The sequence below is a fragment of the Paenibacillus plantarum genome (assembly GCF_013141695.1).
Classification (GTDB): domain Bacteria; phylum Bacillota; class Bacilli; order Paenibacillales; family NBRC-103111; genus Paenibacillus_E; species Paenibacillus_E plantarum.
In genome coordinates this window covers 18591-31445 of record NZ_WHNY01000011.1, presented here as the reverse complement: position 1 = coordinate 31445, position 12855 = coordinate 18591, and the positions used below count along the sequence as shown (strand labels likewise).

Annotated in this window: 12 protein-coding genes and 2 riboswitches; of the genes, 6 read left to right on the top strand and 6 right to left on the bottom strand. The window is 48.0% G+C overall.

Annotated elements, in window-relative coordinates; all coding sequences use genetic code 11:
• The first annotated feature begins 286 nt into the window (after positions 1 to 286).
• Positions 287 to 1180 carry a methyltransferase domain-containing protein gene (locus tag GC096_RS04495; protein ID WP_171629098.1) on the top strand — a complete coding sequence of 298 codons (894 nt, stop codon included), beginning with the start codon at positions 287 to 289 and terminating at the stop codon, positions 1178 to 1180.
• Positions 1181 to 1225: 45 nt separating this feature from the next.
• Entirely contained in the window at positions 1226 to 1675 is a 450-nt protein-coding gene (locus GC096_RS04490) for a YdeI/OmpD-associated family protein (RefSeq protein WP_171629093.1), read from the top strand.
• A gap of 15 nt (positions 1676 to 1690) precedes the next feature.
• Here GC096_RS04490 and sugE read toward each other — a convergent pair whose 3' ends face one another.
• From sugE to GC096_RS04465, 5 genes are all read right to left on the bottom strand, one after another.
• Positions 1691 to 2011: a quaternary ammonium compound efflux SMR transporter SugE gene (gene sugE / locus GC096_RS04485; RefSeq protein WP_171629092.1), complete on the bottom strand. Its 321-nt coding sequence runs from the start codon at positions 2009 to 2011 to the stop codon at positions 1691 to 1693.
• Positions 2012 to 2098: 87 nt separating this feature from the next.
• Positions 2099 to 2201: riboswitch (guanidine-I (ykkC/yxkD leader) on the bottom strand.
• A 70-nt stretch (positions 2202 to 2271) separates the two neighbouring features.
• On the bottom strand, positions 2272 to 2883 hold the full coding sequence (locus GC096_RS04480; RefSeq protein WP_171629091.1) for an MSMEG_1061 family FMN-dependent PPOX-type flavoprotein: 612 nt from the start codon (positions 2881 to 2883) through the stop codon (positions 2272 to 2274).
• A 198-nt stretch (positions 2884 to 3081) separates the two neighbouring features.
• Positions 3082 to 3552 carry a C40 family peptidase gene (locus GC096_RS04475; protein WP_246302572.1) on the bottom strand — a complete coding sequence of 157 codons (471 nt, stop codon included), beginning with the start codon at positions 3550 to 3552 and terminating at the stop codon, positions 3082 to 3084.
• Positions 3553 to 3555: 3 nt separating this feature from the next.
• A riboswitch (cyclic di-AMP (ydaO/yuaA leader) is annotated at positions 3556 to 3694 on the bottom strand.
• A gap of 168 nt (positions 3695 to 3862) precedes the next feature.
• Positions 3863 to 4681 (bottom strand): hypothetical protein, encoded by an 819-nt coding sequence (locus tag GC096_RS04470; RefSeq protein WP_171629090.1) that lies wholly within the window; start codon positions 4679 to 4681, stop codon positions 3863 to 3865.
• Positions 4682 to 4858: 177 nt separating this feature from the next.
• Positions 4859 to 6859: a M1 family metallopeptidase gene (locus GC096_RS04465; RefSeq protein WP_246302571.1), complete on the bottom strand. Its 2001-nt coding sequence runs from the start codon at positions 6857 to 6859 to the stop codon at positions 4859 to 4861.
• A 188-nt stretch (positions 6860 to 7047) separates the two neighbouring features.
• Here GC096_RS04465 and GC096_RS04460 point away from each other — a divergent pair, with 188 nt between their 5' ends.
• Complete coding sequence (locus tag GC096_RS04460) at positions 7048 to 7539, top strand: YwhD family protein (RefSeq protein ID WP_171629089.1); 492 nt, start codon at positions 7048 to 7050, stop codon at positions 7537 to 7539.
• 172 nt (positions 7540 to 7711) lie between these two features.
• Here the strand turns inward: GC096_RS04460 and GC096_RS04455 are convergent, their stop codons facing one another.
• Positions 7712 to 9826: a transglycosylase domain-containing protein gene (locus GC096_RS04455; protein WP_246302570.1), complete on the bottom strand. Its 2115-nt coding sequence runs from the start codon at positions 9824 to 9826 to the stop codon at positions 7712 to 7714.
• Positions 9827 to 10111: 285 nt separating this feature from the next.
• Here GC096_RS04455 and speE point away from each other — a divergent pair, with 285 nt between their 5' ends.
• The 3 genes from speE (at position 10112) to GC096_RS04440 (ending at position 12855) form a co-directional block, all read left to right on the top strand.
• On the top strand, positions 10112 to 10939 hold the full coding sequence (speE, locus tag GC096_RS04450; protein WP_056621986.1) for a polyamine aminopropyltransferase: 828 nt from the start codon (positions 10112 to 10114) through the stop codon (positions 10937 to 10939).
• 800 nt (positions 10940 to 11739) lie between these two features.
• Entirely contained in the window at positions 11740 to 12243 is a 504-nt protein-coding gene (locus GC096_RS04445) for a DinB family protein (protein ID WP_171629088.1), read from the top strand.
• 201 nt (positions 12244 to 12444) lie between these two features.
• Complete coding sequence (locus GC096_RS04440; RefSeq protein WP_171629087.1) at positions 12445 to 12855, top strand: YwiB family protein; 411 nt, start codon at positions 12445 to 12447, stop codon at positions 12853 to 12855.

Sequence of the window (12855 nt, the reverse complement as noted above, 5' to 3'; positions counted from 1 at the left end):
ACGCCTAAAGCGGGGAATATGGAGGAATTAGATGGAGTTTTTCCATCTAGATTAAAAAAGTGGCCATAAACGAGAAAATTAGCTGTAGGAAATCCATCTAAAGTTGTATAGTCGTGCCAATGTGCTCCTGAGTGGAAGCTGAGGTCAGGCGGAGGATACCCAAAGGAAAGGCGATGCTACTCAAAACACATAAGCAAAAGTGTTCGCAATTCCATTTATACAACATAATTAATGTTAACGTGGTATATATTATGTGTTACAATCAAATAAAAGGAGGCGAATAACCATGGAGGACAAGCAAGACAAAACGAAACGACTCTCGGTTTACTTGCCTGAGAAAGTGAAGTCCGAGTTAGAACAGATGGCGGATGCCACGGGCCTATCGATGACACAGCTGATCGTCATGGCGACGCAGGGGTTGCTTGCGAATTATGCTGCACAGGGTGGCGCGATTTTTGCGGATCTGCTGTCAGCGAGACATCGCATCCTGCACGAAGTGAAGGAGAAGCAGACGCTTCTGGACCAAGAGAAGATGAGCATGCAAGCCTACTACGGTGCACGGGCAGAGGAGTATGAACGGATTTATCACCGCGAGGATGCGGAGTATCAACAAGAATTAGCCCTTCTGTCTGAGATTCTGAAGAAGCAGGTGGAAGGACGACGTGTGCTGGAAATTGCCTGCGGCACAGGCTATTGGTCACACATTGCCGCAGAAACGGCGACACAGCTTGTTGGTGTAGACATTCGCCCAGAGGTGCTTCGCATCGCGGAGTCGAAGTCATGGCCGAAGGGGAATGCGTCCTTCCAGGAAGGAGATGCGTATGAGCTCTCCGAGATAAGAGGGGAGTTCGATTACGGGCTGGCCAACTTCTGGTTCTCGCATATTCCGCGGAATCGGATCGACAGCTTTTTACAAGGCTTCCATGAACGATTGGGCAGCGGAGCGCAGGTATTTATCGCAGATAATGTGTATGTGCCTGGCAGAGGCGGCGAGCTTATCACGCATGAGGAGAGCGAAGACACCTACAAAAGACGCGAGCTAGCCGACGGCTCTAAGCATGAAATACTTAAGAATTATTTTACTTACGAAGAGTTAAATGACATTTTTCGACCCTTGTCACAGCATTTGCGCATCTTTGTAGGGGGCAGCTTCTGGTATGTGAGCTATACAATTAAGTAGCCCAACATCGGGTTCTTTTTTCACTAAAATAAGGAGGCCATAACCATGAGTGTAACGTTCCATACGACTGTTATGAAAGCCCAGAATAAAAATGCCACGGGAATCTCCATTCCCGAAGAGGTGATGACTACATTAGCGGGAGGCAAAAAGCCAAGCGTGTCCGTGACTTTGAACGGTTACACGTATCGGACAACGATCGCGGTCATGGGTGGCGAATACCTTATCCCGCTCAGTGATGCCCATCGACAAGCCTCCGGCTTGAAGGCCGATGACCCCGTTGAGGTGACGTTGGCGCTGGATCTTGCTCCTCGAACGGTGGAAGTCCCGGCGGACTTACTCGCGGCGCTGTCTGATCAAGAAGGCGCCGTAGAACGCTTCGAGGCCCTAGCCTTCTCCAAGCGCAAAGAATTCGTCCGCCAAGTCGAGGACGCGAAGACACAAGAAACGCGCCTACGCCGGATCGCCAACGTTGTCACACAGATGAGCGAGGTATAAGCGGTTCGACGCACCTTAGTGCCCTGACGTAAATTTCAGTCCGAGCACGCCGACGAGAATCAAGACCATAAACAAGATCCGAGTCAAACTGATCGGTTCATCGAGAAAAAGAGTACCAATGATAATCGCGCCAACAGCGCCAATGCCGGTCCAGGCTGCATAGGCCGTTCCGATCGGAAGGGTTTTCGTTGCTGCAGCTAAGAAATAGAAACTAACGATCATGCCTAGAATCGTCACAATCGATGGGACAAGACGCGTAAAGCCATTGGAAAATTTCAATGAGATGGCCCATACGACCTCGAATACGCCTGCAATAGCTAGAAATAACCATGCCATAATGAACACTCCTTCATGTGGGAATTTAGGATGTCAGTGCCACAAAATAAACAGAGAAAAGCCCGGGAATATCGCACTGTTGCGATAGACTCCCGGGCTTTTCTCCCTCCGTGACCACAGCATATTTGCTGTGTGTTTTCCCTTGGACCAGCCGGCGGTGAAACGCCGCGGAACCCTAGAAAACGACATGCCGTTATTATAGTCTGGCTAACATGTCATGTCAAGTTATACATTTTGGCTGCGACCTAGTTAGCTTATCCTTATTCCTCTAGCGCTATGTTGTTCAATGCCAGATGCGCGCGGAACATATCCATGCCATCTGGCTGTTCCTGTTCGGGTACCCACGTGGCGGTATCCCATATCTTCGAAAGTTTAAGTGCACGACTGCAGTGTACGAAACATTCCTGCACCTCGACACCAACAGCGGCGATCGGTGATTTCCCATTAAGCTGCATAGTCCCAAGGAGCTCTTCATCTCTGGTCAGCCAAGCGCGACCATTGACGCGGAGCACCATGTCGACGCCAGGAATGATGAATAAGAGACCCACCTGCGGGTTGTTTACTATATTTTGCATAGAATCTATTCGACGGTTTCCGAGTCTTTCTGGATAAATCAAGCGGTGATTATCGAGAACGCGAACGAAGCCTGGGCTATCGCCGCGGGGGGAAACATCACACAATCCATTCGCACCTGATGTAGATAAGAAGAATAGAGGTGATTTGGCGATGAACGCTTGAGCGTGTTCGTCAATTTGATTGATGACTTTATTTTGTACCGCAGGATGAGGCTCTCCAATATGATCTCTAATTTCATCAATGGATCGAACGATGCCGGGAAATGGGGGTAAAGTATTGTCTTGTGTGTTGTCCATGCGTTCTTTTCCTTCCTGGGGGAACATAATAATTCGGCTGTATTTCTCCATAAACATTGTGTGAAGTCCTCGAAGGACGGCGTAGACGTTTATTTTGTATATTTTAGTATACGCCGATAACCTCGTTCAAATGAATGAAGCCCTGCAAGCTGCTCTTTCGAGCAAAGCTTAGCAGGGCTTCATTCTGTAGCGAGAACATTACTTGGATTCAGCAGTTAGTTGATTGTAGATATCATCCCACAGAACACGTCTGGCGGATACATATCGCTTCGCATAATAGGTTTCGCTCAACTTATTCTTCACAACACCTTGATTTGTAGCGGAGTGAACGAATTCACCGTCTCCGAGGTACATACCTACATGAGAGATACCGCTGCCATCCGTGTTGAAAAATACAAGATCACCCTTACGAAGATCTTTTTTGTCAACCCAGTAGCCTTCGCTGTTTTGCGATTTGGAGCTGTGTGGAAGGTCGATGCCGAACTCATCGAATAAGTAGGATGTGAAACCAGAGCAATCAAAGCCCTTGGTTGTCGTTCCTGCCCATTTGTAGGGAGTTCCTACGAGATCTTCGACTGCGTTGTCCATGGAGGACGCTGCGAAAACGCTTCCTACACTTACACTCAAAAACAAAACAAGACTAAAAACAAGAGCAACTACTTTCTTCAACTGCTTGTCTCCTTCCGGTGCCTACGAGGTTAGCTGGAGGGTTCGGTTGAAGGTTCCCTATGATCCCTGTCTTGCAAGATCAATTCACCCGGAGTGGTTCCCCCGTTTCCCCATAAACTGAGGAATTCGGCATGAAAAATTTGGTTTTTTGATGCTAGTCCTTTTAATTCGTCATAAACAATGAAATTCCTCTTTTTTTGTTTAAAAAAAGGCGGGAAAATAGGCAAATAGTTCGGGAAATAGACAAAAAAAAGCCCCTTTCTCAAAGAGAAGGGGAGAACGCTTAAGCTATTCACTGTTTTGCTGGATATTAATTAGATATTTTGGCTGAAAGCAGCTGATATTGGGAAGAAATGCCCCAAATTTGGAAAAATATGTGGAAGAGGGGATACAGCTGATAAATGATGAGGGCTACCAGTCCTGCCCATAGGTAAGTAGCCGTGACTGTGACCCCTGCCAAAAGTCCTGTGAACAGTAATAGGATGATCGCAAGTCCGATAATCGGCAGCGAATATCGAAAGAAAGAGATGATTGTCGATGTAATCCCCAGCTTGGCCGCGATGGCGAATTGCACATACATGAACAGCAACTGCAGGACAAAGCCATAGACCATTAAACTAAGCAGCCAAGGTAGAAGCTTGAGAACGATCTGCTCATAAGAGCCGCTATGCCCCAGCATATAGGCGGCTTTGGGAATAAGCCAAATGAGTGGGAAAAGCGTAAGCGCGATGCGGATCAAATACACAAGCAGGAAGGGGAACATGAGCTGCTTCATCCCGCGAAAGAAGCGATAGCCGGCATTCTGGTGAGGGTGAGTGAGTGAATAGTAGACACCGCTATTCAAGAGAGGCGTCAGCAGCATGCGCGCACATAAGAGTGCAGCAAGCCACCATAGATAGGAATAGCTGAGATCTGTTTTAATTAACTGAAACTGGCCCTCTGCTAGGAAAATCTGCAAGGCCTGCTTGGGTTGCTCAGCGCCAGGGAACCGATGCATGAGGGGGACAAGAACACCTTGTACGAGCTTATACAGGAGAATACCCCAACCCATCTGATATAGGAATAAAATGATCGTGGCAAAGGGCTGCGCCATAGCTGCCCTGAAGCCTGCTTTGATATAGGTGGCCAACGAGGGTCCCTCCTTAACGTTTTCTTTAAAATATAAGAAAGTATAGTTGCACTTTATACAATGCTTATATTTCTTCATAAACGCTATCGTCCTTGAGGGACGGTGTAGTCGTTTATTTTAGAAAACTAGCATCGTAAGCATACGCTCAGAGTTTGTCATGAGATGTAAGCGAAGTCCTTACCAGGCGACTGAGCCAAATATGGCTTGCAGGAATTGAATAATGCCAAGATTCCACCGAATTTGCCACTTCGTATTTAATTGCGTTTGATAAAAGTTGTTGATGTGCTTATTTTCGAGTATGAGCGTGTACTTGGGATCGATGCGCACCCAGTCGACAGGCGAGGTATGCGTTAGTTTGAAATCGATGCTAGCTTCCTTGCCATCCCATGTTTTATCTAGCATTGTGCCATCTGCGAAGTGGAACTGAATCGGGACTTCAGGTGAGTTGCCGCCAAACTTAACGATGCGGATCGTGCTTTCATAAGTCTCGGATCCCTTGTTGCCTTGGGGCTTTACATGGACACTTTCGACGGAGTAATCCATCATCAGATTGCCATAGACATATTGATTAAAGAATTCGTTCCAATCTGTTTTGCTGATCTCCTCCACGACCTGTTGGAAATCCTTCGTAGACGGATGTTTGAACTGCCACTTTTGGAAATAGGACTTCATGATACGATCCATCGTCTTGGTGCCGACTTGCTGCTCAATGGCTTTGAGTACGAGCTTGCCACGCGTGTACACATTTTCAGCATATTGATCATGTCCTGTGTAAGCCCATGCATTCTTCTGCAGTCCATTTGGTGACGTGATATAACTGGATTCAACAGGTAAATTTGGTACTTCGCCGTATTCGGCTTCCATCACTTTATCTTCTGCATAAGAGGTGAAGCCCTCATCAAGCCATGCTTCCTCGAATTCGTTGCTGGCAACAAGCCCATAGAAAAATTGATGGCCGATCTCATGGACAACGACGCGTTCCAGTTCTAAGTCTGGATTTTTGTCGCTTGCTCCCCAAGCCGTGACTAAGGTTGGATATTCCATGCCGCCAGCGCCATTCCCGCCAGGAGGGGGGACGACGATAGAAAGGGTAGAGTACGGATACGTTCCGTACCACTGACTGTAACGGGAGAGTGCTTTTTTGGCCGCATACATGTAACGATCTTTTAAATCCTGATGATTGGGATCCAGATACAGTTTGATTTTGACTCCGGGAACCTGTGGGGCTGAGAAAGGCTCTTCCACATAGACGAAATGAGGAGAGGCTGACCAAGCGAAGTCATGCACATCCTCGGCATAGAATTGGTATGTCTTCGTGCCCTTGTCCGTCACAGCAGGTTTAACCGGAAATCCAGTCGCAGCCACAATGTAATTTGCGGGCACTTGAATTTTCACATCGTACATGCCGAAATCCGCATAGAACTCGGAATTTCCGTGGTATTGGTGGAGATCCCAGCCAGGTTCAGCCCGTCCCCTAGTTCCCTTGCGCTCATAAGCGGCAACCTTCGGGAACCATTGTCCAGCCATAACGAAGTCATCGACATACCCCATTCTGGCAAAAGCTGCAGGCAGCTTAACGAGGAATTCGGTATTGATGGTTACACTTTCACCAGGTCCAACAGGCTTGGATAACGGTATTTTGAGCAGCGTGTGGTCATCCTTATTACCGTCATCCGGTTGAACGAACGACATCCGCTTGGTCAGATCATCACCTGTATCTGATTTCACGGAGAGCAGTTCCATACTGCCGCTACTCTCGTCTTTCGCTTCATCATCACGCAGCTTCCCGCCAGACTCGCGCATGAATGTCGTTTTCTTCGAAGCGAACGCATTCGGATAAAGGTGAAGATACATGTCTTGTACAGGAACTGAGCCTGGATTTTCCCACGTGAGTGTTTGTTGGCCTTGGAGCTGCCTCGTTTCTGGTGTGTAGGCAACATTCATGTGATATTCGGCAATACGATAACTAAGTGGTGTTGAGGTTTCTAACGGTTTGCCATTATCTGCAGGCTGCATGTCCGGTGTCTGAACATGGGGAACGTCTTTAGAGATGACAGGAACAGTCCCTCTTGGTGTGGAGGGGAGCAAGGTGTTCGTTATTAACACTGCGCCGGCAGCAAGGAGCATAACAGCAAACCACTGTACCTTGCGGCTATTGAATAGAGCATTCATATCCATGAGATTCACCCCGCCTAAACAAGCATCTACAGCATGTATATGTAGACAACCTAGGGAATATTTCTGCGAGGTGAAAGAAATATGTTAAATGTCCATGGGAGCCCGCCGCCACTTGTTCTACTGGGAGACTTTCGCTACAATGAAAGCATGTCGTCATATTAACCTAATGTAGAGTGGAAGGTGCCCTTATGGAAGCGGATAAGAAGAAGCTGGCCTTAAATATAGTAAGTTCGAAAGTGAATCACAAAGGCTTCGGTGCAGGAGCTATTGATCTAAGTAACGTCTCCGGCATCATTATTGATGGGGATGAAGCGTATTTGGATGAAGGAACCCTTCATGCGAAGAGTAAGATCGAGAAAGGGATTAAGTTCTCCACGAAAAAGGAGGATGTCCCCAATGGCCGTAAAGCATGGATCGTGTGGGTAGCGGTTGATCGGACAGAAGAGGGTGCGTACTATGCGGGGATGTCCGCTTGCGAAATGCTAGTCGATACCGAAGCGCGCCGCGGATGGAAGATTCTTGCGGAGCACGTGAACAAAATGGACGGCGCGATGAAACGTAAATTCATCCTAGAGGGCTTGTCTGACAGTGAGCGAACAGTCCTTCGAAACTGCCTGATTGCGCACAACGAAGACTGGTGGAACCGCTCGGATCAAAGCCTCAAGGACGCACTCTCCTAAGCTTTAAGCGGCGAATATGGAGAATATGAACATTATGTGTCATCCATTGTTCCGCAATGTCGAAGAGGGTATACTATACCCTAGTGTATGTTACCTCATATACTAGGACAGCAAAAAGGCAGGACTAAGACGCGCTTAGTACTGCCTTTTTGTGTTTTTATTTAGTGGAATGTTAGTCGTTCCACCAACGTTTTAAATCGTTCCACCAAGAGCCGTTATCGCCTTTGGAACCGGCTTTTTGACCGCCTGCCGCATCGGGATTAGCAGGTTTTCCTGTACAATAAGTCGTAGGCTCAGTACCAGTAAGGAAAGCCTCCATTTTGGCATTCGGACAGTCCTCATTAGACAATTTGCCGCTTAGCGGATCAATGTAAACCGTCGCCACACCTTCAGGGATCGGGAACAGCTTCGGCGGAATCGCATCCAAAGTCTGTTCGGTGAAATCCGCGAAGATCGGTGAGGCGAGATGGGATTCCACTGTTGTAATGTTACGGCTCTTGTCATAGCCCACCCAGACTGCGGTGGAAAGCTCCGGTGTGAAGCCGACGAGCCAAGCATCCGTATCCGTTGTACCCGTTTTGCCGGCAATTGGGCGCTTAATCGTACTGGCTACACGGTTCCCTGTTCCACCCTCTTCGAACACACTCTCCATGAGATTCGTCATCACATAGGCAACAGCAGGTGGTATGACTTGCTCCTCCTTAGGTGTCGCTTCATATAAGACACGCCCATTGGCATCTTCGATTCGCAAAATCGCGGTCGTTTCATGATGCACGCCCTGATTCGCAATAGAGGCAAAGGCCGATGCCATTTCCAGCGGACTCACCGGGAAGGAACCTAGCGCTAAGGAAGGCAGTGGCTTCATTGGCGAAGCAACCCCTAGTTTACGCGCGAAGTCGATGACCTTCTGTGGACCCACCTCGAGAATCGTGTGCACCGCATAGATATTATCTGACTTCGAAATCGCCTGCCGCATATCAATATTCCCATTGGTATACTGGTCATTGAAATTTCTTGGCGTATATTGCTGGCGCCCCTCATCATAGGTAAATACAGTCGGTTCACTCTTGACCATGGAGACAGGTGTGAGGCCATTCATGAGTGCTACCATATACACGAATGGTTTAAAAGATGACCCTGGCTGTCGTGTATTCGAGAGCACACGGTTGAACTGATTTTCCGCGTAGTCGCGTCCGCCAACCATGGCTTTGATCTCTCCCGTGCGCGGGTCTACCGCGACCAAGGCGGCCTGCAGCTCGGGCTTGCCTTCAAGCTGCTTCGTGATGACATTCTCCGCAATTTGCTGAGCATTTTTATCCAGCGTGGTATAGATGCGAATGCCGCCTTCATCGAATTGTTCTTCTGAGATGCCGAGCTTTTCCGTCGCTAGGTTACGTACATAATCCCTGAAATAAGGGGCAGCGGAAGGCTTCTTTTTCGTTAACGGCAGAATCGTTAGCTTCTCCTTGCCGGCAGCGTCAGCTGCGCTTTGGGTAATAAAGCCGCTGTTCACCATCGTCTGGAGAACGACCTTTTGTCGATCCATCGCATTCTGCAAATCATAATAAGGGGAATAGTAACGCGGTCCTTTCGGCACCCCAGCGATCATAGCGCTCTCTGCTAAGGTTAATTCACTGGCATGCTTGCCGAAGAAAAGCTCGGACGCAGTCTCAATGCCGTAGGTCGAATGCCCATAATAGATTTGATTCAAATAATCAGCAAGGATATCATCTTTACTGAGCTGCATTTCCATTTGAATGGCGTACACGGTTTCTTTGATTTTACGGGTCCACGTACGATCATGAGTTAAGTATAAATTACGAGCCAACTGCTGCGTGATCGTGCCGGCTCCTTGCACCTTGGCCATCGCCTGAACATTCACAATGGCTGCGCGTGCGACCGCTTTAACATCCACGCCGAAATGATCGTAGAAATGTTGATCCTCCACGGCGAGCGTTGCATGTATTAAGTAAGGTGAGATGTCATTTAATGAAACCACCTGCCGATTTTCCCCTGAATAAAAGGTATCAATGACCTCGCCGTGTACATCATACATCTGGGAGGTTTGCATCGTTTTGGTGACGGGAAGTGTTTGTGAGCGCAAATAAACTAGAAAGGCAGCGGCCCCGATGAGCATCAATAGGCTGCAGGTAAAGAAGAACGAAAAGGTCTTCTTGATTCGCCTCATCCATCTCATGGAAGCGGGAATCTCATCTTTCCGTCTGGCCGATTGTGTTTCTGGTGTTTGTTGGCGTGGCTTCTCATTCGTATTCTCATTGTCGGACATGCTTCGCTTGCCTCCTTTCTCCTTGCCCAAAGGCGCTATTACCCAGTATGGAAAAGCATGGCAGTCCGTATTCAACGAATTGTAAATATTTTTTGTTAATTGGCCAAAAGATTGAGGAAAATATTGCATTTTGGGGGTAATGAACTATAATACAATTTGTGCGTATGAAGGGTCTGGAAAATAGAGCCCGAACTCGTATGACTTTTCCAACTGGTGGAACACTGTTAGTGATAACGAATGTCTGGAATTATTCATCCAAATAGAGAAGCGAAAGAAGGGTTACATATGGAATTATGGTACACAGAGAAACAAACCGATAGCTTCGGTATTACAGCGAAAGTCACGGAGACTTACGTCAGAGAGCAAACGGATTTCCAAGATCTTTCCATGATCGAAACCGAAGAGTGGGGCACAATGCTTACACTAGACGGCATGGTTATGACAACAGTGAGAGACGAATTCGTTTATCATGAAATGGTTGCTCACCCAGCGCTCGTTACTCACCCGAACCCAGAGTACGTACTCGTAGTAGGCGGCGGCGATGGCGGCGTTATTCGTGAAATCATGAAGCACCCGAAAGTGAAGAAAGCCGTTCTTGTTGATATCGATGGCAAAGTTATCGAGTACTCCAAGAAATACCTGCCAACAATCGCTGGCGAATTGGACAACCCGCGCGTTGAAGTTATCGTTAACGATGGATACATGCACATCCACGATCACAAAAACACCTACGATGTCATCATGGTCGATTCCACAGAGCCTGTAGGCCCAGCTGTTGAGCTGTTCTCCAAAGGTTTCTACCAAGGCATCTTCGATGCACTAAAAGAAGACGGAATCTTCGTGGCTCAAACGGATAACCCATGGTTCAAAGCGGATTTGATCCAAACGGTAAATCGCGACGTGAAAGAAATTTTCCCGATTGTTCGTGTGTACAGTGCGAATATCCCTACGTACCCAAGCGGTTTGTGGACATTCACAATGGGCAGCAAAAAGCACGATCCGCTTCAAGTAGAAGAATCAGCAATCCCTGAATTCCCGACGAAATACTACACACCACGCTTGCACAAAGCAGCGTTCGTGTTGCCTAAATTCGTTGAAGATTTGATTAAATAAGCTGCGGAATCGCGGAAAAATAAGATTTGAATAGAAAAGGGAGCCGATTTGACGGCTTCTTTTTTGCGTGTTGGCCACGCAAGCCGCTCCCCCGAACCCCAAACCCCGAACCTCGAACCTCGAACCTCGAACCTCGAACCCCGAACCCCGAACCCCAAACCCCAAACCCCAAACCCCAACCCCGAACCCCGAACCCCGAACCCCGAACCCCGAACCCCAAACCCAAACCCCAAACCCCAAAACCCCCGAACCCCCGAACCTCAAATCCACATAGTTACACACTAACGCATCCACCAACCCCTCAGCTCTATCCATCTCCTCCACCCATCCCGATCCCCGTCCACTTGCCGACCGCCGACTTACCAATGAAGCGGAACTACGGTGCGCTATTTTAGCTGTATTTGTCATTTTCAGACTCGAGGGGAACGTCAGTACGCTAATTTAGCTAATTTGCATAGTTCGCATCACTTTTAAGGAAAATAAGGTATCCTCGTTCCCCTTTATCCTATATTCAGCTGCTTTTGAGCAGAATAACGCACTGACGTTCCCCTTCATGCATTCGGCGCTAACTAAACTAAACTAAACTAAACTCGCTTACGTTCCTTCCAGTAACAATACTCCCTTAAACAAATTTCATTCACTGCCATACAGCTGTCAGTAGCAGCTAGTTATACTGTAAACATAAGGACAGGACATGAATCGCATCAAGCACGAGCTTCGAGCTACGGCACCAGCACCAGTGCGAGTGCGAGCATCAAGATTAAGTGAGCCTGTACCGCCATCCCTAGGAGGTTTTATATATGTTTACGACAATTGAGAGTTTCATCCAAGAATACCAAATGGAATCGGCTACAACGCAGCAACTGCTGGATACATTAACAGATGCGTCCCTTAACCAAATTCAAGCTGATGGTTACCGTCCACTTGGTTATATTGCGTGGCATCTGGTTCACGCGGAGCGCGGTATGCTGTACGGAACAGGTCTGGAATTCGAATCGCCGGCTGCTGTGAGTGTGCCACCTGCAGAGGCAGCAGTCATTGCAGAAGCATATCGGACGACAACGCAGAACATACTTGGCGCGATTCGCACGCAATGGACAGACGAGAAACTGCAAGATGTAGTTACTATGTTCGGCATGCCATGGACGATCAGCACAACCCTATACAGCTTCTTGAAGCATGAAATTCATCATCGTGGTCAGCTGACGATTCTAATGCGCCAAGCAGGCCTTCCGGTTATCGGCGCATACGGACCAGCGAAAGAGCAATGGGCAGCTATCGGTAGACCCGTTCCAACGTTATAACACAAAAGCCTCCAAGTCCGTTTTCTACGGATCAGGAGGCTTTTTTTCATCTTTTGCCAATCACGAACTCGTCTCCAATCCTCTCAAACCCCTCCATGCATTGAATTTACTTATCCTTTCATATAAACTATTAGCTAACATGCCTACGTTGTGACACGAATTGTCATTCGTAGCAACAGAAGAAGAGGGGATTATCGAATCATGACGGACAAGCAGCGGGTGCGGATTCGAATCGAGAGTCGAAGCGGGAGTGAGACCACGGTGCAGAAGGCGCGCGGGGATCTGTACCGCAAAGGCGATCATACCTATATCCGCTATGAAGAAGAGCCGAACGAGCTTGGACGGACCGTGACGGTTATTAAGCTCGAGGACAATCAGATCCGTATTATTCGCCAAGGGGATGTACAAGCGGAGCAAACCTTCGTTCCTGGAGAGAAGCGGACGGGCTTTTATCACACACCACAGCTCCGAATGGAACTGGAAATTGAGACGCACAAGCTGACTTCGGAGGCCATCCATGGGATCGGTATTACGAGGTGGAGCTATGATCTATATGCATCAGGCACACATGCAGGAGCCTATCGAATCAAGTTGTTAATTCAGGAGGAGTAA

Bases quoted from the DNA above. Each gene is read 5' to 3' on its own strand.
- GC096_RS04440 (WP_171629087.1), top strand. From the start codon at position 12,445: ATGACGGACAAGCAGCGGGTGCGGATTCGAATCGAGAGTCGAAGCGGG.
- GC096_RS04490 (WP_171629093.1), top strand. From the start codon at position 1,226: ATGAGTGTAACGTTCCATACGACTGTTATGAAAGCCCAGAATAAAAAT.
- GC096_RS04495 (WP_171629098.1), top strand. From the start codon at position 287: ATGGAGGACAAGCAAGACAAAACGAAACGACTCTCGGTTTACTTGCCT.
- speE (WP_056621986.1), top strand. From the start codon at position 10,112: ATGGAATTATGGTACACAGAGAAACAAACCGATAGCTTCGGTATTACA.
- GC096_RS04465 (WP_246302571.1), bottom strand. From the start codon at position 6,859: ATGGATATGAATGCTCTATTCAATAGCCGCAAGGTACAGTGGTTTGCT.
- GC096_RS04445 (WP_171629088.1), top strand. From the start codon at position 11,740: ATGTTTACGACAATTGAGAGTTTCATCCAAGAATACCAAATGGAATCG.
- sugE (WP_171629092.1), bottom strand. From the start codon at position 2,011: ATGGCATGGTTATTTCTAGCTATTGCAGGCGTATTCGAGGTCGTATGG.
- GC096_RS04455 (WP_246302570.1), bottom strand. From the start codon at position 9,826: ATGTCCGACAATGAGAATACGAATGAGAAGCCACGCCAACAAACACCA.
- GC096_RS04480 (WP_171629091.1), bottom strand. From the start codon at position 2,883: ATGGACAACACACAAGACAATACTTTACCCCCATTTCCCGGCATCGTT.
- GC096_RS04460 (WP_171629089.1), top strand. From the start codon at position 7,048: ATGGAAGCGGATAAGAAGAAGCTGGCCTTAAATATAGTAAGTTCGAAA.